The 25,908-nt window shown below is 45.8% G+C and carries 25 protein-coding genes; 13 read left to right on the forward strand and 12 right to left on the reverse strand.

The window, feature by feature from the left end:
- Nucleotides 1-10 precede the first annotated feature (10 nt).
- Nucleotides 11-685: a DUF1129 domain-containing protein gene (locus DQM55_RS09455; protein WP_101771750.1), complete on the forward strand. Its 675-nt coding sequence runs from the start codon at nucleotides 11-13 to the stop codon at nucleotides 683-685.
- A gap of 17 nt (nucleotides 686-702) precedes the next feature.
- Here DQM55_RS09455 and DQM55_RS09460 read toward each other — a convergent pair whose 3' ends face one another.
- The 8 genes from DQM55_RS09460 to hutI all read right to left on the reverse strand — a co-directional run bounded on the left by DQM55_RS09460 (nucleotide 703) and on the right by hutI (nucleotide 6,529).
- Nucleotides 703-912: a DUF1648 domain-containing protein gene (locus DQM55_RS09460; protein ID WP_002898286.1), complete on the reverse strand. Its 210-nt coding sequence runs from the start codon at nucleotides 910-912 to the stop codon at nucleotides 703-705.
- On the reverse strand, nucleotides 912-2,522 hold the full coding sequence (locus DQM55_RS09465) for an ABC transporter permease (RefSeq protein ID WP_111676430.1): 1,611 nt from the start codon (nucleotides 2,520-2,522) through the stop codon (nucleotides 912-914). Before DQM55_RS09465 ends, DQM55_RS09460 begins: the two co-directional genes overlap by 1 nt.
- Nucleotides 2,449-3,162 carry an ABC transporter ATP-binding protein gene (locus DQM55_RS09470; protein ID WP_111676432.1) on the reverse strand — a complete coding sequence of 238 codons (714 nt, stop codon included), beginning with the start codon at nucleotides 3,160-3,162 and terminating at the stop codon, nucleotides 2,449-2,451. Before DQM55_RS09470 ends, DQM55_RS09465 begins: the two co-directional genes overlap by 74 nt.
- Before the next feature lie 140 nt (nucleotides 3,163-3,302).
- Entirely contained in the window at nucleotides 3,303-3,959 is a 657-nt protein-coding gene (locus DQM55_RS09475; protein ID WP_172454763.1) for a TetR/AcrR family transcriptional regulator, read from the reverse strand.
- A gap of 53 nt (nucleotides 3,960-4,012) precedes the next feature.
- Nucleotides 4,013-4,252: a 30S ribosomal protein S18 gene (rpsR, locus tag DQM55_RS09480; RefSeq protein WP_000068664.1), complete on the reverse strand. Its 240-nt coding sequence runs from the start codon at nucleotides 4,250-4,252 to the stop codon at nucleotides 4,013-4,015.
- Nucleotides 4,253-4,288: 36 nt separating this feature from the next.
- Nucleotides 4,289-4,783, reverse strand: a complete 495-nt coding sequence (locus tag DQM55_RS09485) for a single-stranded DNA-binding protein (protein WP_111676436.1) — start codon at nucleotides 4,781-4,783, stop codon at nucleotides 4,289-4,291.
- 11 nt (nucleotides 4,784-4,794) lie between these two features.
- The gene (gene rpsF / locus DQM55_RS09490; protein WP_002896497.1) at nucleotides 4,795-5,085 is read right to left on the reverse strand and encodes a 30S ribosomal protein S6; all 291 of its coding nucleotides are present in this window, start codon (nucleotides 5,083-5,085) and stop codon (nucleotides 4,795-4,797) included.
- Nucleotides 5,086-5,263: 178 nt separating this feature from the next.
- On the reverse strand, nucleotides 5,264-6,529 hold the full coding sequence (gene hutI, locus DQM55_RS09495) for an imidazolonepropionase (RefSeq protein ID WP_002896498.1): 1,266 nt from the start codon (nucleotides 6,527-6,529) through the stop codon (nucleotides 5,264-5,266).
- 199 nt (nucleotides 6,530-6,728) lie between these two features.
- Here hutI and DQM55_RS09500 point away from each other — a divergent pair, with 199 nt between their 5' ends.
- The 8 genes from DQM55_RS09500 (at nucleotide 6,729) to hutG (ending at nucleotide 16,873) form a co-directional block, all read left to right on the forward strand.
- Nucleotides 6,729-8,759 carry a urocanate hydratase gene (locus DQM55_RS09500; protein WP_111676438.1) on the forward strand — a complete coding sequence of 677 codons (2,031 nt, stop codon included), beginning with the start codon at nucleotides 6,729-6,731 and terminating at the stop codon, nucleotides 8,757-8,759.
- 114 nt (nucleotides 8,760-8,873) lie between these two features.
- Entirely contained in the window at nucleotides 8,874-9,773 is a 900-nt protein-coding gene (gene ftcD, locus DQM55_RS09505) for a glutamate formimidoyltransferase (protein ID WP_002903832.1), read from the forward strand.
- Nucleotides 9,774-9,787: 14 nt separating this feature from the next.
- Nucleotides 9,788-10,414, forward strand: a complete 627-nt coding sequence (locus tag DQM55_RS09510; protein ID WP_002918096.1) for a cyclodeaminase/cyclohydrolase family protein — start codon at nucleotides 9,788-9,790, stop codon at nucleotides 10,412-10,414.
- Between the two features lie 66 nt (nucleotides 10,415-10,480).
- Nucleotides 10,481-12,154: a formate--tetrahydrofolate ligase gene (locus DQM55_RS09515; protein WP_032909194.1), complete on the forward strand. Its 1,674-nt coding sequence runs from the start codon at nucleotides 10,481-10,483 to the stop codon at nucleotides 12,152-12,154.
- Between the two features lie 12 nt (nucleotides 12,155-12,166).
- Nucleotides 12,167-12,766 carry a HutD/Ves family protein gene (locus DQM55_RS09520; RefSeq protein ID WP_002918098.1) on the forward strand — a complete coding sequence of 200 codons (600 nt, stop codon included), beginning with the start codon at nucleotides 12,167-12,169 and terminating at the stop codon, nucleotides 12,764-12,766.
- A gap of 75 nt (nucleotides 12,767-12,841) precedes the next feature.
- Complete coding sequence (locus DQM55_RS09525) at nucleotides 12,842-14,194, forward strand: APC family permease (RefSeq protein ID WP_002898305.1); 1,353 nt, start codon at nucleotides 12,842-12,844, stop codon at nucleotides 14,192-14,194.
- Nucleotides 14,195-14,199: 5 nt separating this feature from the next.
- Nucleotides 14,200-15,741: a histidine ammonia-lyase gene (gene hutH / locus DQM55_RS09530; RefSeq protein ID WP_172454764.1), complete on the forward strand. Its 1,542-nt coding sequence runs from the start codon at nucleotides 14,200-14,202 to the stop codon at nucleotides 15,739-15,741.
- Between the two features lie 142 nt (nucleotides 15,742-15,883).
- The gene (gene hutG, locus DQM55_RS09535) at nucleotides 15,884-16,873 is read left to right on the forward strand and encodes a formimidoylglutamase (protein WP_111676959.1); all 990 of its coding nucleotides are present in this window, start codon (nucleotides 15,884-15,886) and stop codon (nucleotides 16,871-16,873) included.
- A gap of 61 nt (nucleotides 16,874-16,934) precedes the next feature.
- Here the strand turns inward: hutG and DQM55_RS09540 are convergent, their stop codons facing one another.
- Complete coding sequence (locus DQM55_RS09540) at nucleotides 16,935-19,991, reverse strand: AAA family ATPase (protein ID WP_111676443.1); 3,057 nt, start codon at nucleotides 19,989-19,991, stop codon at nucleotides 16,935-16,937.
- A 160-nt stretch (nucleotides 19,992-20,151) separates the two neighbouring features.
- Between DQM55_RS09540 and DQM55_RS09545 the strand changes: the two genes are divergently transcribed.
- The 4 genes from DQM55_RS09545 (at nucleotide 20,152) to DQM55_RS09560 (ending at nucleotide 23,704) form a co-directional block, all read left to right on the forward strand.
- Nucleotides 20,152-20,973, forward strand: a complete 822-nt coding sequence (locus DQM55_RS09545) for a PrsW family intramembrane metalloprotease (RefSeq protein WP_111676445.1) — start codon at nucleotides 20,152-20,154, stop codon at nucleotides 20,971-20,973.
- 319 nt (nucleotides 20,974-21,292) lie between these two features.
- On the forward strand, nucleotides 21,293-22,342 hold the full coding sequence (locus DQM55_RS09550; RefSeq protein ID WP_111676447.1) for a bifunctional glycosyltransferase family 2/GtrA family protein: 1,050 nt from the start codon (nucleotides 21,293-21,295) through the stop codon (nucleotides 22,340-22,342).
- Nucleotides 22,339-23,250, forward strand: coding sequence for a phosphodiester glycosidase family protein (locus DQM55_RS09555; RefSeq protein ID WP_111676448.1), 912 nt, complete (start codon nucleotides 22,339-22,341; stop codon nucleotides 23,248-23,250). The genes DQM55_RS09550 and DQM55_RS09555 overlap by 4 nt, the downstream gene beginning before the upstream one ends.
- Nucleotides 23,231-23,704: a hypothetical protein gene (locus DQM55_RS09560; RefSeq protein ID WP_172454765.1), complete on the forward strand. Its 474-nt coding sequence runs from the start codon at nucleotides 23,231-23,233 to the stop codon at nucleotides 23,702-23,704. The genes DQM55_RS09555 and DQM55_RS09560 overlap by 20 nt, the downstream gene beginning before the upstream one ends.
- 82 nt (nucleotides 23,705-23,786) lie before the next feature.
- On the opposite strand, the gene DQM55_RS09565 is transcribed toward DQM55_RS09560, so the two are convergent.
- The 3 genes from DQM55_RS09565 to DQM55_RS09575 are packed head-to-tail and all read right to left on the reverse strand — an operon-like array spanning nucleotide 23,787 to nucleotide 25,896.
- Complete coding sequence (locus DQM55_RS09565) at nucleotides 23,787-24,389, reverse strand: histidine phosphatase family protein (protein WP_002929265.1); 603 nt, start codon at nucleotides 24,387-24,389, stop codon at nucleotides 23,787-23,789.
- Nucleotides 24,386-24,982, reverse strand: a complete 597-nt coding sequence (locus DQM55_RS09570; RefSeq protein WP_111676452.1) for a histidine phosphatase family protein — start codon at nucleotides 24,980-24,982, stop codon at nucleotides 24,386-24,388. Before DQM55_RS09570 ends, DQM55_RS09565 begins: the two co-directional genes overlap by 4 nt.
- 11 nt (nucleotides 24,983-24,993) lie before the next feature.
- Nucleotides 24,994-25,896, reverse strand: coding sequence for an HAD family hydrolase (locus DQM55_RS09575; RefSeq protein WP_111676454.1), 903 nt, complete (start codon nucleotides 25,894-25,896; stop codon nucleotides 24,994-24,996).
- Nucleotides 25,897-25,908: the final 12 nt, after the last annotated feature.

Genomic DNA, 25,908 nt, shown 5'->3' on the forward strand with positions numbered 1-25,908 from the left:
AAGAACGCCTATGTCACAAGTATCCCTCGACAAACTCAGCAAAAAAAACAAAGAATTTATCCATATCGCGACTAACCAGCTCTTACAAGACGGCAAATCCGATCAGGAAATCCAGACTATCTTAGAAGGCATTCTGCCGGAAATCTTGGAAAATCAAACCAAGGGAATCACTGCCCGCGGCCTCTACGGAGCCCCAACTACTTGGGCAGCTTCTATGACCGCAAAAGAGCGCTATGATGCCGAGCATCCAAAGGAAAATGACGATCCTAAATGGATGATGCTGGACTCTGTCCTCTTTATCTTTGGTTTCTTTACCCTCCTGACCTCAATCGTCAATCTAGCTTCCTCTCAGCCATCTGTCTATGGACTGACGACTCTCGTACTCGGAAGCATCGTCGGTGGCCTTTCTTTCTATGCTCTCTACCACTTTATCTACCGTTTCTACGGACCAGATAAGGACCGCAGTCAGCGCCCTAAGCTGCTCAAGTCCATCCTTACCATGGCAGCGGCTATTCTCCTCTGGAGCATGTCCATCGTCCTGACTAGTCTCCTACCTGAATTCCTAAACCCCCGCCTGTCCAATATCGTAGTTGCTATTGTCGGTGCTATTACCCTAGCCCTTCGTTTCTATCTCAAAAAACGCTTCAACATCAAGAGCGCGACTATGGGACCGACGAGATATTAATATCACACAAAAAGAGGTCAGTGACCTCTTTTTGATTTGCTTCGGAAATATTTCCAATAAAGAGAGTAGGGAATGGGCAAACTGAGAATCAAGCAAAAGCGATTGACAACAATGTCCGCCTTTCCTGCGCTGTTAAAATGAATGGGCACTTGCTCTGGCAGCAGGCAGATAATCAAAAATATGATTACTGCTAAGAAAAACAAAACGAATAAATCTTTCTTTTTCATTAGCCATGGACCTCCTTAAAATATCCTTGTTTTATTAAATGCCTATAAAGGACGACTGTCAAAAGCAAAAGTTCAAGAGCTGAGATTCGCAGCGAAATCTCCAAGTCCATACCAAATAGTAAGGATAAGCAAAGAGGGAACACAAGAACCAAGATGCCAATTCCTCCAGACAAGATAGTCGAAAAACTTTGCTTAATAACAATCATTTCATTGTCCCAGATGAACTTAGGATAATGAAAATTGACCACAAGTCCCTGAAGAGCTGTAAATAGAGAATAAGCCAGTGAAACAAGGACCAAATCCACTACTTGCAAGCCTCCTAGCGAGAAACGCCAAACCAGAACAGGCAAGCCCAGCAGCAAGGCTGTGCAGTGTAAGGACACCGTCAAGGCTAGCTTTGCCATCATTATATGCCTCATAGAAACCGGGAGTGTCTGAAGCAGCCAAATCTCTTCCCCCTCCAAGGAAATACTGACAGCTGCAGGATTGGAAATACTGAGACAGCCAGCCAGTAATAGGGGTAAAAATTCTCGGCTATCTCTGAGTCCAATCGAAGAAAAGAGGACATCAGGGCTCATAAAACAAAGTGAGATGGCTAAAACGATGATTAAAATAGTTCCCAGTCCACTATTGAGCATATAAAGATAGGAACTCACAAAATTCGCAAATTCTCTCCTATAAAGAGCCATAAAGGGAGACTTCTGCCAGCTTCTATAGACTTTGCTTTCTGACTTCACCCCTGTTATCATCTGATTCATTTTTAAATAATTTCTACTTAAATACCTTAGAAAAAGTCCTGTCAGCGCAAACGATATAAACATCAACAGAAGACTTGCCCACCAAAAATGCTGAGGGTTAAAAAACAAGCTTGCCGGAGGATAGAGGGAAGTCAGCTGCTTGGTAAGCAAGAGACCAACATTTTCCGCTGACAGTCCAGCTCTCATAGCCCACATACTGCCTGTTGCCAGCCCCAAAAGCAAGAGGAGAGAAAAAAGGAAGGCAACTAGATTTTTATGAGGGGCCTTTGAGGCTATGTAAGCAACGCACAAGCCAAGTAAAGAGGCTAAACAGAGAGGTAAAAGAGGAACAAATCCCATTAAAATCAGATAAAAAAGCAACTCCAACAAGGACGCACCATATCTAAACCAAACGAGGCCTGCTGGGAGCATGAGAAGGATGGCAAACACACTGTTCAAAAGATAAAGAAAAGCATATTTCTCATAGACGATTTCCCTAATACTGAGCGGTAATACGATGAGCCTGTCAAGTTCCTCTTGGTCAAACAAGATGCCATTTGACTGCATTAGACTGAAAAAGAAAATAATAAAACTAACCAAGGCAATCATATAGGCTGGAATCAAATTTGCCTGCCCCAACTTGACCAAACTCAAAGCCGTCAAAAGGTTATAGCCTGAAAATAGCAAAACAAGCAAGAAGAGCAGGCCAAGCTTAAAATACTTGCCCAACCCTCGTCCTTTCCTTAAATCATTAAGCGAAAATGTGCTGTATAATTGTACTTTTAAAAGCAAAAGAATATTAGTCATCATCCTGTAACTCCATAAATACTTGTTCCAAACTGAATGCCCCCTTAACTTCAGAGGTCCTTCCATTAGCCACCAAACGTCCCTTTTGCAGAATTGCTACCTTATTGCAGAGTTCTTCCGCAACCTCTAAAACGTGAGTAGAAAAGAAAATCGCATGCCCTTGACTTGCTAGCTCTCTCATGATCTGCTTAAAATAATATGCGCCTTTCGGATCTAAACCGACAAAAGGTTCATCTAAAATCAACAATTCTGGCTCATGCAAGAGGGCCGCTATTAGTGCCAATCGTTGCTTCATTCCATGTGAATAAGCCGATATCAACTGATCCAAAGACGTATCCAGCTCAAACATTTTAGAATGCTTTTCTATAGCTGCTTGCCTCTTTTCCATAGAAACCCTATAAATGTCTGCTACAAAATCCAAAAACTGCCTTGCTGTCAGATTTTTATAAAGGTCTGGGTTATCCGGCAGAAACGCCATCTTTTTCTTACAAAGCAAGGGCTCCTTCCTGATAGAGTGCCCGCAGATATAAATCTCTCCTTTATCAAAATCATGAATCCCCACAATGGACTTAATGGTGGATGTCTTACCTGCTCCATTAGCGCCGATGAAGCCATAAATATCTCCAGGCTCCACCATCAGACTAAGATCATCCACAGCCTTTTTACCATTGCTATATACTTTTGTTAAATGTTCTATTTTTAACATGAATTTCTCCTTTAATTTGAACTGACATTTTGTCAGTTTTAGCGTAAAATTTATTAAAATTTAGATTAAGAGATTGAAGGCTTGAACTGACATTTTGTCAGTTCTATTTCTAAATAAAAGGCAGAAAACTGCCGATTCTTCTAAAAAATAGATTCTTCTAATCCTAAGCTTCTTTCTAGGATTGCCTGGAAGCTGGTGAGATAATCCTGCAAAGTCTCTGGTTTTTCATTACTCATCTTAATATCATTTGACACAAAGACGTAGGCAGTCATGAGAAAAGAAGCCGTTTCATGTGGATATATTAAATGAAAATCTCCGGATTTCTGTCCTTCCTCCAAGATATGAGTGAAGAAAACAATCATCCGCTCACAGAGTCTATGATAAAAGCGATCTAAAACATAGCGATTTGTTTCTAAATTGACTGTTTCCTGCAAGACTTGATTTTCCTGTGTTCTGCTTTCCTCTGGGATAAGGGTTGCCTCAATAAAGGCTCTGATTTTTTCCTTGGCTCCGACATTTGGCTGATAGCTAATCTTTTCTAGCTTTCTCAGCAAGGGTTCAGAGTTCTTTTCAATCAGACAATAGAGAATGTCTTCCTTATCCTTAAAATGATAGTAAAGCAGGCCTCGAGAAATTCCAAGCTTATCAATAATGTCTTGAGTTCTTGTCTTTAGATAGCCCTTTTGGGCAAAGAGCTGCAAGGCTGCAGACATAATCTCTGCCCGCCGCACCTCTACTTCCTTGACATCACGCATGGTTTCTGCCTCCTTGTGGTCAGTATAGCACTTCACTGACATTTTGTCAATTATAAAATAAAAAAACAGCAAGCCAGAGCCTGCTGTTAATCTAATTAGTCTTCATTTACGAAAGGCATCAAAGCCATTACGCGAGCACGTTTGATAGCTGTTGTTACTTTACGTTGGTTTTTAGCTGAAGTTCCTGTTACACGACGAGGAAGGATTTTCCCACGTTCTGAAACGAAACGGCTAAGAAGCTCAGTATCTTTGTAATCAACATATTCAATTTTGTTCGCTGCGATGTAATCAACTTTTTTACGGCGTTTGAATCCGCCACGACGTTGTTGAGCCATGTGTTTTCTCCTTTATATTATAGTTAGATTCGGTCCTTAGAAAGGTAAATCGTCGTCTGAGATATCCATTGGGTTAGAATTGCCAAATGGGCTCTCATCACGAGAAAAGTTCGGTACTTGGTTAGACGAGTCCGCACTGCCATAACTTGGAGCAGAGCTGCCGCCGAAGCTGTTCCCACCGTAACCGCCAGATGACTGACCATCACGATTAGAGCGGCTTTCCAAGAGTTGGAAATTGTCCGCAACAACTTCTGTGACATAGACACGCTGGCCTTGCTGATTCTCGTAGTTACGCGTTTGAATACGGCCTGTAATTCCGATTAGGGCTCCTTTTTTAGCCCAGTTTGCAAGATTTTCTGCCTGCTGGCGCCAGATGACAACATTAATAAAGTCCGCTTCTCGCTCGCCATTTTGATTTTTAAAGTTACGATTGACAGCCAGAGTAAATGTTGCGACCGCTTGGTTCTGCGGAGTATAGCGAAGCTCGGCATCACGGGTCATACGACCCACCAGTACAACGTTATTAATCATAGTCTACCTTCTTAAGCGTCAAGTTTGACGATCATGTGACGAAGAATGTCAGCGTTGATTTTTGAAAGACGGTCAAACTCTTTAAGAGCTGCATCGTCGTTTGCTTCAACGTTAACGATGTGGTAAAGTCCTTCACGGAAATCTTGGATTTCGTATGCAAGACGACGTTTTTCCCAGTCTTTTGATTCAACAACAGTTGCACCATTGTCAGTCAAGATAGAGTCAAAGCGTGCTACCAAAGCGTTTTTAGCTTCTTCTTCAATGTTTGGACGAATAATATAAAGAATTTCGTATTTAGCCATTGATTTTTCCTCCTTTTGGTCTAATGACCCCAAGACTTTGCAAGGGGTAAGTGAGGTTTGCTCACAAATAACTATTATAGCAGACTTCCAGCAGAATGGCAAGGGAAAGTTTTGATATAAAGAAAACTCTCCCTGTCACCAGAGAGAGTCCGAAAAATACGATTCGTTTTTAGAGAGGCTAGACGATTCTTCCTTGATCGACGACCAGCTTTCCAGCCTTGTAAACCTGATGGGTCAGGTTAGTCGCAAAGAAATAAAGTGGATAGTCGATATTCTTAGCGTCTAGGATGGTAATGTCAGCCTGCTTGCCAGTATCAAAGCTGCCAATCTTATCTTGACGGTTAACTGAGTAGGCCGCATTAATGGTTACAGCGTTGAGAACTTCTACTGGCGTCAGACGCATCATAAAGCAGCCTAGTTGCATAACGAACTGCAGGTTAGCTGTTGGACAAGAGCCTGGATTGCTGTCGGTGGTCAGGGTAATGGCCATGCCAGCTTCCAGCATCTTGCGGGCTGGTGCATAGGTATCTTCCATCAGACTGAAGGTAGTCGCTGGCAGGAGATTGCCGATAACCTTGGCTTCTGCCATCTTGCGAATGCCCTCATCGGTCGCTACCATCAAGTGCTCTGCACTAGTTGCTCCCAGTTCAGCTGCTACATCTACTCCACCGATAGATTCGATTTCGTCAGCATGGATACGGAGCTTGAAGCCCATTTCTTTAGCCTTAGAAAGTAAGTAGCGTGACTCGTCAGCTGTAAAGACGCCTTTTTCACAGAAAATATCACAGAATTCAGCTAGATTTTCTGCTTTTACCCGAGGCAGCATTTCCTCGACGATGAGCTCCAGATATTCCTGAGAACGTCCCTTGTATTCTGGTGGAACGGCGTGGGCAGCCATAAAGGTAGAAACGAGGTCAATCTCGTGGTCACGGTCCAAAGCCCCAACGACATCCAGCTGGCGCTTCTCTGTTTCCCAGTCCAGACCATAGCCACTCTTGGCCTCGACAGTCGTCACCCCATGAAGCAGCATATAATCCAGCAGTCTCTTAGACTTATCGTAGAGAGTATCAAAAGAAGCTTCTCGTGTTGCCCGAACCGTACTGAGAATACCGCCGCCTTGGGCAAGAATTTCCAGATAAGGGACACCGGCTAATTTCTTAGCAAATTCATGCTCCCGGCTGCCGCCGTAGACCAAGTGAGTGTGACAGTCGATCAAGCCAGGTGTAGCAATCTTGCCCTCATAAGACTGAATCTTAGTATCAGGTCCAACCAGACTGGCATCCGGCTCTCCGCTGCCAACTGCTAGGATTTTGCCGTCTTTGACTGCAATGTAGCCGTCCTCCAAGACCTGAGCCTCCTTCATCTCCTCACCAAAAAGGGGATGTCCGAGGTCCTTGGGACAGAAGACTTGATTAAAGTGAGTTAATAGTAAATCAGCAGTCATGCTTGTTCCTCCATTTCATTTTCCGACATATTTGCTTTTCATCATAATACACTATCGTCAAATTATAGTCAAAAGCTTGTAAAAGATAGGAGCCCCACTTTTTTTACTGTTTTTGTCATTTTCTTGACTCTTTATGGACGGGAGTCTTATAGAATGTAGGAGAAAGATATTTTACACTTGACTAAAAGGAGGATTTTTCATGTCATACTTTAGTGAAAATGAAATTGCAGCAGCAATGACCGTCAAATTAGACGATGTACTGCCTGAAAAAACAGTTTTCCAAGAAGGCATCCGCCGAGCACCTGACCGGGGCTTCCGTTTGACTCAAGCTCAAACCGAAATTGCTCTTAAAAATGCCCTTCGCTATATTCCAAAGAGATTCCATGAGGAAGTAATTCCAGAATTCTTAGAAGAGTTGAAAACTCGCGGACGGATTTATGGCTACCGCTGGCGTCCAAAAGAACGCATCTATGGTAAACCAATTGACGAGTATAAAGGGAACTGTACTGCGGCCAAAGCTATGCAGGTTATGATTGACAATAACCTGAGCTTTGAAATCGCTCTTTATCCTTATGAATTGGTTACCTACGGAGAAACTGGATCTGTCTGCGCTAACTGGATGCAGTACAACCTGATCAAGAAATACTTGGAAATCATGACCGACCATCAAACCTTGGTCGTAGAATCTGGCCACCCACTCGGACTCTTCAAGTCCAAACCAGAAGCACCTCGTGTTATCATCACCAACGGCCTCTTGGTCGGTGAATATGACAATATGAAGGACTGGGAAATTGCGGAAGAAATGGGCGTGACCAACTATGGTCAAATGACAGCTGGCGGCTGGATGTACATCGGCCCTCAAGGTATCGTCCATGGTACTTTCAACACCCTCCTCAATGCTGGGCGCTTGAAACTGGGTGTAGCTGATGATGGCGACCTGACTGGCAAACTCTTCATCTCTTCTGGTCTGGGCGGCATGAGTGGAGCTCAAGGGAAAGCGGCCGAAATTGCTAAAGCTGTGGCAATCGTAGCTGAAGTAGACCAATCTCGGATTGAAACTCGCCACTCCCAAGGCTGGATTAGCCAATTGGCTGAAAGTCCGAAAGAAGCAATCGAGCTAGCTCAGAAAGCTCTGGAAGCTGGTGAATCAACTTCCATTGCCTATCATGGTAACATCGTAGACCTCTTGGAATACGTCAACGAGAACAATATCCATGTAGATCTACTATCTGATCAAACTTCTTGTCACAATGTCTACGACGGTGGCTACTGTCCGGCTGGTATCAGCTTTGAAGAACGGACTCGCCTCCTAGCTGAAGACAAGGAAACCTTTGCTAATTTGGTTGACGAAACCTTGGAACGTCACTTCAAGGCTATCAAGACCCTGACTAGCAACGGTACCTACTTCTTTGACTACGGTAATGCCTTTATGAAGGCAGTCTATGACTCTGGCATCAAGGAAATTTCTAAGAATGGCTTTGATGACAAAGACGGCTTCATCTGGCCATCTTATGTAGAAGATATCATGGGCCCAATGCTCTTTGACTATGGTTATGGTCCTTTCCGTTGGGTATGTCTGAGCGGCAAGCACGAAGACCTAGTCGCTACTGACCATGCAGCTATGGAAGTAATCGACCCTAACCGCCGCTACCAAGACCGTGATAACTACAACTGGATCCGCGATGCAGAAAAGAACCAGTTGGTTGTTGGAACTCAGGCTCGCATTCTCTACCAAGACTGTATGGGCCGTGTCAATATCGCCCTCAAGTTCAATGAATTAGTACGCGAAGGCAAGATTGGTCCTGTCATGATCGGCCGTGACCACCACGACGTATCTGGTACTGACTCTCCATTCCGTGAAACTTCTAATATCAAGGACGGTTCTAATGTTACCTGCGACATGGCTGTGCAATGTTATGCCGGTAATGCAGCTCGCGGTATGAGTCTGGTAGCTCTCCACAACGGTGGCGGAACTGGTATCGGTAAAGCAATCAACGGTGGCTTTGGCTTGGTACTGGACGGCAGCGAACGCATTGATGAAATCATCAAATCTGCTATCGCTTGGGATACCATCGGCGGAGTTGCACGTCGTAACTGGGCACGTAATGAGCATGCTATTGAGACAGCTATCGAGTACAATCGTCTCCACCAAGGAACAGACCACATCACCATTCCGTACTTAACTGACGAAGATTTGGTCAAAGAATCTGTTAAGAAATTGTTCGAATAGGAAAAACTTGTCCCCCGACTTCCGACCTGAGCTGGGCCTCACACCTAGCTCAGCTGGAAGTTCCACTTTATTCACTTTGTAATTTTAATAACATATAACACGAGGTAATATCTTATGGCAAAAATTGTTGAATGTATTCCTAACTTTTCTGAAGGCCGCAATCAAGCGGTTATTGACGGTCTAGTGGAAGTAGCTAAGAGTGTGCCAGGCGTAACACTTTTGGACCACTCTTCTGATGCCAGCCACAACCGCAGCGTCTTTACCTTGGTCGGTGATGACCAAAACATTCAGGAAGTTGCCTTCCGTTTGGTCAAATACGCTTCTGAAAATATTGACTTGACCAAGCACCAGGGTGAACACCCTCGTATGGGCGCAACTGATGTCCTGCCTTTTGTACCTATCAAGGACATCACAAGTGAGGAATGCGTCGAAATTGCGAAGACCGTATCTGAGCGGATCAACCGTGAACTCGGTATCCCTATCTTCCTCTATGAAGATGCAGCGACTCGTCCAGAGCGTAAGAACTTGGCTAAGGTTCGTAAAGGACAATTTGAAGGCATGCCTGAAAAACTCTTGGAACCTGACTGGGCTCCTGACTATGGTGAAAGAAAGATTCACCCAACTGCTGGTGTTACTGCTGTTGGTGCCAGAATGCCACTCATCGCCTACAATATCAACTTGGATACAGACAATCTGGAAATTGCCAACAATATTGCCAAAATCATCCGTGGATCAAGCGGTGGCTACAAATACTGTAAAGCGATTGGCGTTATGCTGGAAGACCGCAACATTGCTCAGGTTTCTATCAACATGGTCAATCTGGAAAAATTCCCACTCTATCGTGTTTTTGAAACTGTTCGCTTTGAAGCCAAGCGCTACGGAGTTGGAATCCTCGGCTCAGAAGTCATCGGTTTGGCACCAGCCAAGGCTTTGATTGACGCTGCAGAATACTATCTGCAAATCGAAGACTTTGACTATGGCAAGCAAGTTCTGGAAAACCATTTGCTGGGCTAGGAGGACAGAAACCTATGAAATTAGTAGATTTAAGCTTGACAGAATTTGCCCAAGTCCTAGGCTCAGATGCTCCTGCACCAGGAGGCGGCTCTGCCGCTGCTCTTTCCGCAGCCAACGGTATTTCCCTGACTAAGATGGTCTGTGAATTGACTCTTGGCAAGAAAAAATACGCAGAATTTGAAGCAGAAATTGCTCAAGTGCATGCAGAAAGCGCCCGCCTGCAAGAAAGCTTGCTCGCAGCTATTGACAAGGACACTGAAGCCTTCAATCTAGTCTCAGCCGTCTTTGATATGCCTAAGGAAACAGAGGAAGACAAGGCTGCCCGTCGGGAAGCTATGCAGCAAGCCCTCAAGGAAGCGACCAAGTCACCTTATGGCATGATGGAAGACATCTTGACTGCCCTGCAAACAACTCAAAAGGCTGTTGGCAAGTCCAATACCAATGCTGCCAGCGACCTGGGAGTCGCAGCTCTCAACCTTAAGGCTGGCCTGCAAGGAGCTTGGCTCAATGTCCTCATCAACCTGTCAGGTGTCAAGGATGAAGCATTTGTCGCAGACTACCGCAACAAGGGTGAAGACCTCCTGCAAAAAGGCTGCGCCCTAGCAGATGAAATTTATCAAGAAATTTTGAAAGTTGTCTAATAGATAAACGGAAGAGAAGTTCGCTCTTTCCCATGAATGGACTTTCTTTTCTCAAGAGGTAACAATATGGTTTTATCAGATATTGAAATTGCGAATTCGGTTCAAATGAAGCCCATCAAAGAGGTTGCAAAAAAGCTTGGAATTGCTGAAGACGCTTTGTCTCTTTATGGAAATTACAAGGCAAAAATCAGTGCCAGCCAACTGGAAGCCTTAAAAGACAAGCCAGACGGCAAACTGATTCTCGTGACAGCTATTTCTCCGACACCAGCCGGAGAAGGCAAGACCACGACTTCTGTCGGATTGGTCGATGCTCTATCTGCTATCGGTAAAAAAGCTGTTATCGCTCTGCGGGAGCCTTCACTCGGACCTGTCTTTGGTATCAAGGGCGGAGCTGCTGGCGGTGGTCACGCTCAGGTGGTACCCATGGAGGACATCAACCTCCACTTCACTGGTGACTTTCATGCCATCGGCGTTGCCAACAACCTGCTAGCGGCCCTCATTGATAACCACATTCACCATGGCAATGCCTTAGGCATCGACTCTCGCCGCATCACTTGGAAGCGGGCAGTGGATATGAATGACCGGCAACTGCGCCACATCGTAGACGGCTTGCAAGGCAAAGTCAATGGTGTTCCGCGTGAAGATGGTTTTGACATTACAGTTGCTTCTGAGGTTATGGCTATTCTCTGTCTGTCAGAAAATATCACTGACCTCAAGAACCGTTTAGAAAAGATCATCATTGGCTACAGCTTTGAAGGTAAGCCAATAACTGCTAAGGACTTGAAAGCTGGTGGCGCTATGGCCGCAGTGCTCAAAGACGCCATCCATCCAAACTTGGTTCAAACTCTGGAACATACGCCAGCCTTGATTCACGGTGGACCTTTTGCCAACATTGCCCATGGCTGTAACAGTGTCCTAGCTACCAAGCTGGCTCTCAAATATGCCGACTATGCAGTCACAGAAGCTGGTTTCGGTGCTGACCTCGGTGCTGAAAAATTCATCGATATCAAGTGTCGTACATCTGGACTTCGTCCATCGGCTGTAGTTCTAGTTGCTACCATCCGCGCTCTCAAGATGCATGGTGGCGTGGCTAAAAGCGACCTAGCTGAAGAAAATGTCCAAGCCGTTATAGATGGTCTGCCAAACTTGGAAAAACATCTGGAAAACATTCAAGATGTTTATGGCCTGCCAGCAGTTGTTGCCATCAATAAATTCCCGCTAGATACCGAAGCAGAATTGCAAGCAGTTTATGACGCCTGCCAAAAACGCGGCGTTGACGTAGTGATTTCCGACGTTTGGGCAAATGGCGGAGCCGGCGGTAAAGAGTTGGCTGAAAAAGTCGTTGAACTGGCCGAAGGAGACAATCACTTCCAATTTGTATATAATGAAGAGGACTCCATTGAGACCAAATTGAACAAAATTGTTACTAAGGTCTATGGAGGCAAGGGCGTTCGCCTGACTCCTGCTGCTAAACGCGAGCTCAAACAACTGGAAGAGTTGGGCTTCTCCAACTATCCTATCTGTATGGCAAAGACTCAGTACTCCTTCTCAGACGATGCTAAGAAACTGGGCGCACCTAAAGACTTTGTTGTGACTATTAGCCAGCTCAAAGTTTCTGCTGGTGCAGGCTTCATCGTTGCTCTGACTGGTGCGATCATGACCATGCCAGGATTGCCTAAGGTACCAGCCAGCGAAAAGATTGATGTTGACAAAGACGGCAATATCAGCGGTTTGTTCTAATAAATACCAAAAATGACAAATATAAGCCTTTTAAGAGCAAACGATTTTCAAGTTTCCGATTGGTCGGGGGGAAAGACAAAACAGCTTTATCTTTCCCCGCAAACTGGCCACTATGGCAAGCGGGAATTTGACTATCGGCTCTCGACAGCGACTGTGGAGTTAGCTGAAAGTCAGTTTTCTGACCTCAGCGGCTTTCACCGCATTCTCATGAGCCTGGACCACACACTTCATCTCCACAATGCCAGCCGGCAGGAGGAAACGGTTCTAGCTCCCTTTACTCCCTATGTCTTTGAAGGGAGTGATTCTATCACAAGTCGGGGGACTTGTACCGACTTTAATTTAATCTACAGCGACCATTATCAGGGACAGATGATTGCCATCTCAAATGGGCAAGAGCTTAGCCGAGATGAAGAAATTCAATTTATCTATGCCTTAGAGGACCTGACGGTGACGGGAACAAACCTGCCAGTGCTTAACCTAGAGGCAGAGCAGCTTCTGATAGTGGAAAAAGAGACTCAGGAAACTGAGCTGCATATAATGTTTTCGAGTAACCAGCCAAAGGGAACGCCCCTTGCTATATGGGCTGGTTTGACCCACATCCCTACTAAGTAAAGATACCATGATGCCTTGTCACCATTCTATCTTTACTTGGAAAGGATCCCATATCTCTAAAGGAGAAACATTATTATGGATGCAACTAAACTCACTGCACAAGAACAAGAACAGGAAAAAGCGAAATTCAGCTTTTCCGGTGCAACTCTCTACGGTATCAATGCCGTTATCGGATCAGGGATTTTCCTCCTACCGCAAAAGATTTATAAAGGACTTGGTCCTGCCTCTCTAGCTGTCATGCTTGGAACTGCCCTTCTCGTTATTCTCCTAGCCGTCTGCTTGGCAGAAACTGCTGGTTATTTTAATAAAAATGGCGGAGCCTTCCAATATTCCAAAGCAGCCTTTGGAGACTTTGTCGGATTTAATGTTGGCTTCCTAGGCTGGGCAGTTACCATCATCGCTTGGTCTGCTATGGCAGCAGGATTTGCGAGACTTTTTGTCATTACTTTTAAATCCTTTGCCCCCTATGAACTTCTGCTCAGTGTGAGCCTGATTATTTTGCTCAGTCTAATGAATATATCAGGTCTTAAGACTTCCAAAATGTTCACCTTGACCGCAACCGTAGCAAAGCTCATCCCAATTGTCGCTTTCAGTCTATGTGCGATTTTCTTCATCAAAGGAGGAATTGACAAAGGAAACTTCACTCCGTTTCTTCAGCTAGAACCTGGCGTAGATATCATGAAAGCTATCTCTAGTACAGCCATTTATATCTTCTACGGATTTATCGGATTTGAAACCATGTCTATCGTTGCTGGTGAAATGCGCAATCCGGAAAAGAATGTACCTCGAGCTATTTTGGGCTCTATCAGTATTGTCTCTGTTCTCTATATGCTGATTATCGCAGGAACTATCGCCATGTTAGGCAGCCGTATCCTGCAAACAGATGCTTCTGTACAAGACGCCTTTGTCGAAATGATTGGCCCTGTTGGAGCATGGATTGTTTCTATCGGAGCGCTGATTTCTATTGCTGGACTTAACATCGGGGAATCTATCATGGTTCCACGTTATGGTGCAGCTATCGCAAATGAAGGTCTGCTTCCTAAGAAAATTGCAGAAACCAACTCTAAAAATGCCCCTATAGTTGCCATTATTATTTCAGGAATTCTGGCTATCGTCCTGCTCTTCTCTGGTAAATTTGAAGAATTAGCAGCTCTCAGTGTGGTCTTCCGCTTCTTCCAATACATCCCAACTGCTCTAGCTGTACTAGTATTAAGAAAGAAATATCCAGATAAGAAAGTGGTCTTCCGCGTTCCATTTGGTCCAGTAATTCCAATTTTGGCGGTTCTAGTCAGTCTCGTCATGATTTGGGGTGAAAACCCAATGAACTATGTCTACGGCCTCATCGGTGTCCTTATCGCCAGTGCAGTATACTTTATCTATATAGTACTGATTTGTAAAAATAAAGTTCTTGAACAAGAAGGAGAATGAATCTTATGACACATGTAATCAATTTGGATGGCGAACACCTTACTTTAGAAGACGTCATCGCAGTAGCTCGTCATGGAGCCACTTGCGAAATCGACCAAGAAGCTAAGAAAGCTGTAGAAGCTTCCCGCAAAATCGTGGATGATATCGTCCGCGAAAAGCGGGTCGTATACGGTGTTACAACTGGCTTTGGCTCTCTCTGCAATGTCAGCATCTCACCAGAAGATACGACTCAACTGCAAGAAAACCTAATCCGTACACACTCTTCAGGCTACGGCGATCCCCTGCCTGAAGATGCAGTCCGTGCGATTATGCTAATCCGGATTAATTCCTTGGTCAAAGGTTATTCTGGTATTCGTCTCTCTACTGTCGAAAAGCTCCTGGAATTGCTCAATAAAGGCGTTGTCCCTTACATTCCAGAAAAGGGCTCTCTCGGTGCCTCTGGTGACTTAGCACCACTGGCACACATGGTTCTGCCTATGTTAGGACTAGGTCGCGCTTACTATCAAGGTGAATTGCTCTCTGGGCAAGAAGCTTTGGACAAGGCCGGCATCGAAAAAATCGATCTAGCAGCCAAGGAAGGGCTGGCGCTGATTAACGGAACGACTGTCCTGACAGGTATCGGAGCTCTGGCTACCTACGATGCCATCCAGCTACTTAAGCTGTCAGATGTCGCTGGCGCTCTTTCCATGGAAGTCCACAATGGTATTACCAGTCCTTTCGAAGAAGACTTACATACCATTCGACCTCAAAGCGGACAGCTGGCTACAGCCCGCAATATCCGCAACCTTCTGGAAGGCAGTGGCAACACAACCGTAGCCACTCAACAACGGGTCCAAGACCCATACACCCTGCGTTGTATTCCGCAAATTCATGGTGCCAGCAAGGACTCTATCGCTTATGTCAAGACCAAGGTTGAGGTTGAGATCAACTCCGTCACAGACAACCCTATCATCACCAAGGAAGGCCATGTTATCTCAGGTGGTAACTTTCACGGCGAACCAATGGCACAGCCATTCGACTTCCTCGGCATCGCTATTTCTGAAATCGGAAATGTATCCGAGCGTCGTGTAGAACGTCTGGTCAACAGCCAACTGAGCAAGCTTCCATCATTCTTGGTCAAACACCCAGGACTCAACTCTGGCTTTATGATTACCCAGTACGCTTGTGCTTCGCTTGCTTCTGAGAACAAGGTCTTGTCTCATCCAGCCAGCGTAGACTCTATCCCATCTTGTGAAAACCAAGAAGACTTTGTCAGCATGGGAACTACTGCAGCACGTAAGGCAGCTGAAATTCTCAAGAATTCTCGCCGCATCGTGGCAACAGAAATCATGGCAGCCTGCCAAGCTCTGGATCTGAAACCAGAAAACCATGAACTTGGTAAAGGAACCAAGCCAGCCTACGACCTCTTCCGTCAGCATGTCCGCTTTATCGAGTTTGACAAGGACATCGAAATCTATGAAGAGCTCAACAAAGCTTCTGAGCTGATTGAAAACGAAGAATTCCTAGCAGCCGTTGAAAAGGCTGTAGACTTGAGCATTCAGTTCTAAAGCTGATGACTCTGTAAAAAAGCTAACCTAAGAAGCCCGCTCTCGTTCAGCTGGGCTTCTTTTCCCGCCAAAAGCCATTGACAGGCTTAGCGGAAACTCTTATAATAAAGTCGCAAGTATCGTTATGGAAAAGGACAAAATCATGTTAGAAGATTACTATCAGCTAGATAACAGCTATTATCATAAGAGACTGGATGATGATTTATATGCTGCCAAATGGGGTATGGTTATTGAGTTTTTGGACTTAAATGACCCTAACTTAAAACCCTTTGACGGCGTCAACTTTGCCTTGATTGGCTTCAAGAGTGATAAAGGGGTCTATATCAACCACGGCCGAGTGGGGGCTGTCGAAGGACCACAAGCTATCCGAACTCAGCTGGCCAAGCTTCCTTGGCATCTTGGCAGAAACGTCCGCGTCTTTGATGTTGGCGATATTGACGGGCCTAACCGCTCTCTGGAGCAGCTGCAACAAAGCTTGGCTCGAGCAGTCAAACGCCTGCGAGAGCTCAATCTCCGGCCCATTGTCCTAGGTGGCGGCCACGAAACCGCCTACGGCCACTATCTGGGCCTCAAGTCTTCACTAGCACCTGACCAAGACTTGGCCGTTATCAATATGGATGCCCACTTTGATTTGCGTCCCTATGACCAGACTGGTCCTAACTCCGGTACCGGTTTTCGCCAGATGTTCGATGACACTCTAGCTCAGAAGCAGGCCTTTAACTACCTTATCCTAGGGATTCAGGAGCATAATAACAATCTCTTTCTCTTTGACTTTGTGGCAAAATCCAAGGCTATCCAATTTCTGACTGGTATGGATATTTACCAAATGGGTTACAAGGAAGTCTGTAAGGTGGTCGATACCTTTTTGGCCGACAAGGAGCAGGTCTATTTGACCATTGATATTGACTGCTTTGCAGCTGGTGCCGCTCCTGGTGTCAGTGCCATTCAGTCGCTCGGTGTGGATCCCAATCTAGCGGTTCTGGTCTTCCAGCACATTGCTGCCTCAGGCAAACTGATCGGCTTTGACATCGTCGAAGTCTCTCCGCCTCACGATATAGACAACCATACGGCCAATCTGGCAGCCAGCTTTGTCTTTTACCTGACCCAAGTCTGGGCACAAGCACATGACTGATGGGCATCTAAAAACTTCATTACAAACATCAAAAGAGGATGAACTCTATGTTCATCCTCTCTTATTTTGTGTTTAATGCCTGAGATAAACTCAGGCGTAAGTTTTCTAATTCTTTTAGCTGATGACGATCCCGGTAGGGATTGAGCTGGCTTTTGGCCGTTTCATAGTAGGTCTCAAAGTCCTGATTCAGCAAGTCTTCAAAGTCTGCTTCCTGCAAGCTGCCAGTCAGCAGGCGATACTTAATCATAGCCATCAGATAGTAAATCAGCCCCTTGTCCCGTGGATTTCCGTAGCGACTGATGAGTCCATCCTTTTTCCGCAGAAGATCAAGCACCGGTTGATAATCTCTCTTCTCACAGCCAATCAAGGCCAAATAAACTTCTAACTGGGTCTCTTTCCAAGGAAAGCTAAGGGACTTCAGAGCTGTTTTCGCCTTGAGGAAAATCCGCTCCGCCTGTTCATAATCTTTCAGCTGATAGTAAGTCATACCCAAGCCGATGTAGAAAGCAAAAATCGAAGGCTCTGCTGTTTTATTTTCCGTCAGCTTAATGGCCTCTTTTTGATGAGCCAGAGATGCCGTGAAATTCCCGCGAATCTGCTCAATCTCCGCCAAGTAGTCTAGAGCCGCTGCAATCTGAATCGAGTACTTGGAACGCAGCGAAGCCGTCAAGCTGAAACAATCAATAGACTGGTAGAGATGGTGAAGCGACTGCTCCTCATCTCCAATCATGAGATGATAGAGCCCCTTGAGTCGGAGGTTGATAGCAATGGCCTCGTGATTGTTGGCCTGGACCGAAGCATCCAGAGCCAGCTCCGTATAGTAGCGCATCTCAGGGATATTCTCCGTCTGGATACAGTAGTAAATCATCTGCCGATAGCCTTCTAGGAGAAAATCCATCTGCTGCAGCTCCTTGGCCGAAGCAATCACCTGCTGGATATTGTCCATCCCCTGCTGGTAATCCCCTGTCCGGATAGCATAGCGCCCTTCTAGATAGAGAAAGCGGAGAACCAATAGCTGAAAATCCTTGTGATTCTGGTGTTTTCTCTCTAAGCCCTCTATCTCCCGACGGATACGGTCAAACTGGTCTAAAACCGCTGACTGATTGCTATCATCCGTCTTTTCAATAAAGCCAAACTCCCGCGAGTAAATCGGAAAGAGCTCGTGATGAAACTTCAGAGTAGCCTCGAGATAATGCAGCTCGTACTCCAGAGACTTAATCGGCTGCTTGGACAGCTTGTAGTGATAGGCGATTTCATTGAGCAGCTGGGCATGATAGAGAGAGTCTCCCAGCTGGTCTTCCATACCTTGGGCAATCTGGTGATGCAGCATTCGCTTCTTGGCAAGCGATAAACGCTCATAGGCGTAGATTCTCAGAAGCTCCTGGCTGAACCACACTACCAATTCCTCGCCCTGCTCCTCTTCTATCAAGAGCTCCTTCTGTCCAAACTCCTCAGTGATTTCGACCACTTCTTCCATCGGCAGGCCTAATAGCCTGGCTAAGAGCGAAACCGATGCAGGACCCCTAAAGCAAGCCAGACAGTCCACCAACTCCTCCTCTTGACTGCTCAGGTAATCCAGCTTCAGAGACAGCTTAGCCTTGATGGCCGGGGTCAGCGGATGAAACTTCTCGCCTCGCAGGAGCTGCTCAGCGTATTCCGATAGGAAGAAAGGGATGCCTTGACTGACCCGATAAATATCCTCAAAGCCTTCTTCAGGTATGGCTAACTGACCTGTCTGGGCTTGCAAGTAAGCTGCACTATCCTTAAAATTCAGCGGCTGCAGCTCAATAAAGCCTAGCTTATTGCGAACCAGCAGGTGATTGAAAAAATGTTCCAAATAAGAAGGGGTGCTCAGATGCTTGGTCAGCACAAAGGCCACAGGATAGCCGGTCAAATGATTCATAACTTGCTCCAAGACAGCAACGCTGGCCTCATCCATCCAGTGACAGTCCTCAATTAAGATTATCAAAGCTTTTTTCTTAGAAATCTTCTGCAGAATATCCACCACAAACTGAGCCAGCTTGTCCGCATCCAACTGACGACCAGAAGTGCCGCCTGTCAAAATAGGAAAATAACTCTCCAAAATGACCTGCCACTGGCTGATAGAAAGAATCTGGTGCTGAATAACCAAGTCGCCCAGGCCGTCCAGCAAGCCACGCCAAGGCTGCAGCTCTGCCTTCATCTCTTCCTTAAAGCACTCAGCCATGACAATCTGGAAATACTTGGTCTGATTGGCCAGTACTTGACGAGTCACTGTCCGCTTTCCGATACCAGTACCACCGACTAGGACAAGAGCACGCGCCTCCTGAGTCTCTATCACCTTAGAAAAGTAAGATTCCAAGCGCTTGATTTCATCAACCCGCCCGAAAAAGTGGTCCGTATTGCGCAGAAACTGCTTAGTCTTGCGCTCGCTCCGGTCCTTGGCAAGCACCTCATGATATAGTTGCTGGATAGGTTCCGTAGGACTAATGCCCAGTTCCTTATCCAAAATATTGACCAATTTATAATAAGTCTCAATCACCTTACCAGGCCGATCATTATCCTGATAGAGCTTCATGAGCAGATGGTAGTTCTTCTCATCAAACTCATCAATGCTGATCAAGCGGCGCAAATTCCGCTCAGCCTCTTCCAAATCCAGCTGGTCTTTTTCTGTTTCCAGCTGTTGGTAGCAGGCTTGGATATAAAGCTGCTCATATCGCGTCCGCATCTTAGACACCCAGTAATCAAAGGCCTCACTGTCCTTGAGATAGAAGCCCTGCAGAAAATCCCCCTGATAGAGCGACAGATGCTCCGCAGGATGATCCGTGAAGCGTTCTACATCACTTTCAATCATACACTCGGGATTAAGCGACAGCACAGTCCGGTTGGGAGCGACAATCCATTCCCCACCTAGTAACTTGTTAGCTTGATAAATGGTATTGCGCAAATTCTTTTTGGCGGTCTGATTATCCTTGTTTTCCCAGAGGATTCCTGCAATCTCCTCCCGATTGACTGCTCCATTGATGTAAAGATAGTAAAGCAGAGCATTGATTTTGGCAAAAGGAAAAAAGACTTCCTCCTGATTGAGAAAGACACTCGGACTTCCCAGCAATTTCAACCTCAACTGATTTTTCGTCATGCAAACGCCTCCAAGAAACCTTATAGAACTAATATAAACAAAAAGAGACAGTTTGGCAAGTAAAGTATTATACTAGCCCTTAATTTCCAGTTTTTAAATTGGTTTTATTTAGGATTTTTTTGTTATACTAGGATGAAAATAAAATTTTAGAAAGTTACTTATGAAGAAAAATATTGTTCTTTTCATTTTTCTCCTTCTGAGCGCGATTGGCTTAGAATACGAGACACAAGCCTATACAACTGGCAGTATGTCAGGCGCTTCCTATGGGATTGTCGGACTATCAGCCCTCTTGGCCTTACTCTATATCATTCCTGCCCTGCTCTTGATTCGCCAACTGGGTAAAAAATGGCAGACTCCTGGACTTAGCCTTGGGGTAGCTCTGCTAGGTGGCCTTTTCATTTCTGGCTGGACCTCTGGCTTGGCCAACACCTATATCCACGAATGGGTCAGCACCAGCTTCCCAAACACCTTGCTCAGCGACCTAGAAAATGCCATCGCAGCTCCGCTGGTTGAAGAACCCCTCAAGCTGTTGGCAGTTGCCTTCGCTGTCTATCTAGTCCCAGTCAAAAAGCTCAAATCTTTCTTGATGCTGGGTATTACGGCTGGCATGGGCTTTCAGATTAGTGAGGACTTCTCTTATATCCTCTCTGACCTGCCCGAAGGCTTCTCCTTCACTATCTCTGGTATTCTAGGCCGCATCACTGGTGGCGTCGCCTCTCACTGGCTCTACACCGCCCTAACCACTCTCGGTCTAGCTCTCATGCTACGCTATGCCAAAACTCAGAAAAATTATTTCCGAGTGGGGCTCTTCTACTTCCTAGCAGCCTTCGTTCTCCACTTCTTCTGGAACTCACCGCTGACTGCTATCGAAACAGATATCCCAATCATCGTACCGGCTATGACGGCTCTAGCTGTCTTTATCTTTTACCAAGCCTACCGAACAGCCCATAAAATTGATCAAGAAGAATTGGAAGTGGAATAATGCAAAAAAACGACCGTTAGGGTCGTTTTTTTGGGGTATTCAGGAATATATTTTCTTAACATTCTACATTTAAGACATACCAAGCAATTGCGAAAATAGTTATGACCTATTTTTAGAGATATCTACATAACCACTTTGCTATACTCTATCATCCATTTCACAAAAAACACCTCTAATCCTCTCCCCACCAACATCTTCCATCCTCTTCTTTCTCTGCTCTTTCCTTAAAGAAATGTTAACATTTTCTTAAAACTAACTTATATTAGGAATTTTTAAGCCGCAGTCTGTATACTTTCTACAAATCATCTAAGAAAGAGGTATGGATATGGATTATCTAGTGATTCCGGCCTATGAGCCTGATTATAATCTTATTAAGCTGATAAAAAAAATTCACCATAAAAGTGATTTTCATATCATTGTTATCGATGACGGCAGCTCTTCCAAATGCCAGATAGTCTTTGAGCAGGCAGAGCAATACGCGACCGTGCTCCGTCATCAGGTCAATCAAGGCAAAGGGCAAGCGCTGAAAACTGCTTTTACCTTTATCCAGACACTGAAGAACTATGGAACGGTTGTAACAGCAGATGCGGATGGCCAGCACAAGGCCTGGGATATTTTCCGTGTAGCGACCAAGGCTTCTGAAAATCCCAATCAGCTGATTCTGGGAGCACGCGCCTTTACTGGCAAGGTGCCCCTACGCAGCCGCTTCGGTAATAGTCTGACTCGGGCTCTCTTCAAGCTTCAGACTGGCGTGGGTGTCTCCGATACTCAGACAGGCTTGCGAGCCTTTACGACCAACATGATTCCATTTATGCTAAAGGTAGAGGGGCAGCGCTATGAGTATGAAATGAACATGCTCTTAGAAGCCAGCAAGGAATATCCCATTTTGGAAGTGCCTATTGAGACGGTCTATATCAATGACAATCAAGGCTCGCACTTCCGGCCGATTCGGGATGGGCTCATGATTTATAAAAATATATTCAAATTTGCCCTGACTTCTCTCAGCAGCTTCGTCGTGGACTACATTGTCTACGCACTGGCTCTCTTGTTTTTAGCTGCTGTGCCGACCAGCCTGAGAATTCTTCTCGCAAATGAGATTGCTCGTGTGACCAGCTCAATCTTTAACTATTCGACTAATAAAAAGCTGGTCTTTAAGAACGACGATAGTATACTCAAGACAGGAACTGGCTATTTCAGCCTAGCTGTAGTGCTCTTTATCCTAGACACACTGCTGATTCGCCTCTTCTATGCTGTCTTTGGTCTCAATCTTCTGATTGTCAAAATCATCGTCGGCATCTTACTCTTCACCGTCTCCTGGATGGTCCAAAAGAGATTTATTTTTAAGGAAAGGACACACACCGCATCATGAAATTTTTAAAGAAACGCTATGCCTACGCCTCCATTTTCGGGCTGCTTCTGACAGCTTCCTTCAGCTACTCCATGCTGAAAACCTTTGTCATCGCAGAGACCATTTCCACGGTTTCAAGTACGAGTTCGTCGTCCAATGCCAAGGCTGCCAGCAAGGCTGCCGAAACAGCGACTGTGACGGATACCAGCTATTCAGACGACAACATCTCGGTTACGCTAACTAAAAAGACCGTCAGCAACACCCAAGTCTACATCGCTGATGTGACCGTTAGCTCATCAGAATACCTAAAAACGGCCTTTGCCCAAAACACTTACGGAAACAATGTCACCGCCAAGACCTCAGAAACGGCCGCCAACAACAATGCCATCCTAGCTGTCAATGGCGACTACTATGGAGCCAACACAACTGGCTATGTCATCCGCAATGGCGTCGTCTACCGCGATACCGTCCGAGAAGACTCCAGCAATGGTGATTTGGCTATTTACAAAGACGGCTCCTTCAAGATTATCTATGAAGACCAAGTCTCTGCTGATCAACTGGTCAAAGACGGCGTGGTCAATCTCTTGGCCTTCGGCCCATCTCTTGTAGAAAATGGTGAGATTGTCGTTGATACCAACTCCGAAGTCGGCCAGTCCATGTCTTCCAATCCTCGGACAGCTATCGGTATCATTGATGAAAACCACTACATCATCATCGTTTCAGACGGACGCACCTCAGAAAGCGAGGGGCTTTCCCTCTACCAGATGGCAGAAATCATGAAATCTTATGGTGTTAAGACCGCATACAACCTCGACGGCGGGGGGTCCTCTACACTTTACTTTAACGGTCAGGTCATTAACAAACCTACAACCAACGGAAATACTATCTCAGAAAGGTCGGTGAGTGATATTGTCTACATCGGTTACTAATCCCAGCAAAAAACGTTTTAGAAAAACAGCCCTTATCTACACACTATTAACTATTTTCTTCTTTGCTTTCAGCAGAATCTATGAATCTTTCAGCTTCGGCGAAACATCTAGCCACATGCACTACCTCTTTGCCATTCCTCTAGCAGGCGGCATTCTCCTCCTGCTCTTTATGAAGGTCATCCCTAATCTCTCTCGGCTCAGCCTCAATCTCTGGAACTCAGCTGTAGCCATTATGACAGCCGGCATGCTCTTTCGTGGCATCGTCAATCTATCTGGCCGATCCACGACGCTGGATATGCCCTACTGGTACGTAGGAGCAGCCTTTGCGGCTCTGGCACTACTCTCCATGGTCTTTACTCGAAGTGAATGGAATAAAGAAATCCAGGCACAGCCAATATCCAGCAAAAAAGAAGATACAAGACTAAGTCGTCGTGAAACCTACAGTCAAGTATAAACCAAAAAACCTCAGAAAACCTGAGGTTTTTAATGTAGTGATAATCTTTCTGAACTCTCATTATGATGAATACTCTGCTTCTTCATTCACACTCATACACACTACCCGTCAGCGGATCAATGACTTCTGCCAGCTTAAAGTGTCCCTGCTCATATTGGTAATGGCAGATGGCGCAGTTGCCAAAGCGCACCTTAGGATCCAGAGCTTGGGCTGCAATCTTGAGATAGAAGGCCCACATGGCACCGCCGTGGCTAACAGCTAAGACTGGCTCTGCTCCTGCCTTCTCCATAACCTCAGTCAGAGTGATTAGCACACGCTCACCGACTTGGTCCACACCTTCTCCACCGTAAGGGACGAATAGGTCTTCAAATGAGGTGGCTCCTGGTCGAAATTTCGGCTGCAGGCGTTCAGGCTGGGCTTCAAAGAGACCAAAGTTCCATTCTTTAATGCCCTTAAGGCGAGTATAGTCGGACCGGCCGGAGACAAGTTCCAAGGTATCAGAAGCTCGCTCCTGGGTGGACGAGTAGAGCTGACCAAAACGAATGCACCGCTCTTTCAAATAAGCTCCTGCCTGCCGGGCCTGTTCCTGCCCCAGTTCTGTCAAAGGAGAATCGCAAGCTCCCTGCACCAAGCCTTCTTGGTTGAAAAAAGTCTGGCCGTGCCGCATTAAATATAAATCTTTCATTTTCCCTCCCAATCGCTAAAATCGTGGCCAATGGCCTCTTCTAGGTAAAATTGGTCATCTTCAAAAGTAAACTTCAAGATACCACAGTTGGTCATGTGACCCAAATCATCCAGACGCCAGTTTTTCTGCCAAGCTCTGGCAAAATTGGCCATAGCTCCGCCATGGGAGACCATGAGCACAGACTGACCATCCGTCTCCTGCATGAGCTGAAGAATGGTCGTTGCCATACGCTCCTGCACTTGATCTTGTGATTCACCCCCATAGGTAACAAAGAAATCTCCATAAGGCAGGGGTGGATTGAGGTCTTCGCTTTCCCCTTCAAAGGTGCCGAAGTTCCACTCCTTGAGTCCCTTGACACGTTTATAGGGAATCTTACCGTCTGTTACCAATTCCAAGGTATCACAGGCTCGCTCTTGAGTAGAGCTATAAGCATCGTCAAAAGTAATTCCTGCATCCTTAAAATATTGCCCTGCCACCTTGGCCTGATAGATGCCAAAATCGGTCAGAGGAGCATCACACCAGCCCTGCACCTTATGGCGTAGGTTGAAAAGCGTTTGGCCATGCCGCATCAGATAAAGAGTTTTTGCCATCATTCATATCTCCTTTAGATGAGTTCTAACTTTTCAAAGGCCTTGTAGAGACCGTCCTGACTGACCGAATCTGTCACCATATCGGCCATGGCCTTGATTTCCGCTCCGCCATTTCCCATAGCAACCCCGACCTGACAATAGTTCAGCATAGGAATATCAACCTTGGCATCGCCAAAAGCCAGAGTATCTGCTCTGTCAGCATGAAGATGCTTCAGGAGAACCTCAATGGCATGCGCCTTGGTAATATCTTTGACTCCTAAATCACCAAAGAGAGCATGCTCACCCTTGCCTCCCCAAGTACCCGCCTTGAGCTCAGGAAAAGCTACCTTAGAGTCCAGATGGTCTTGGTAGCTTCTGAGAATAAAGCTGACTTTGTTCAGGTCGTCCCGATAGAGCTCTCCTCCATAGACCAAGCCGTGAAGAGCTTCTTCGGCCTCCATATTTACTACTTCTTCTGGCTTGGCACCTTTTCCAAGTACATAGGTCCGAAGCACTGGTCGTGCCGCTTCACGGAAGCCCCTGCTTGCAAAGAGGCCGTTATTACTCTCTAGGTAAAACTCTAGCCCCCGCTCTTGAAGCCAGTCAACTAGCCTTTTAGCGACATCTCGCGGAATCAGCTGGTGCAGAATAACCTGACCCTTATGCTCCACATAAGAACCGTTGCCACCAATCATGCCATCAAAGCCAATATCCCAAATTTCCGGCGGCATCTCAGCCTTGCTGCGACCTGTGCAGACATAGACCAGATGTCCCTTTTCCCGCGCCCGTCGAATGGCAACCACAGCAGACTCCGGTATATGATTATCATAGTCGATGAGGGTCCCATCCACATCCAGAAAGATGATTTTTCTCGTCATAAAACTTCCTCTTCCTCGCATTTGCTGAATGCTTTCTTCAATTATTACAAATTCTCCCATTATGACCCAGCT

The organism is Streptococcus sanguinis (genome assembly GCF_900475275.1).
Lineage (GTDB): Bacteria > Bacillota > Bacilli > Lactobacillales > Streptococcaceae > Streptococcus > Streptococcus sanguinis_N.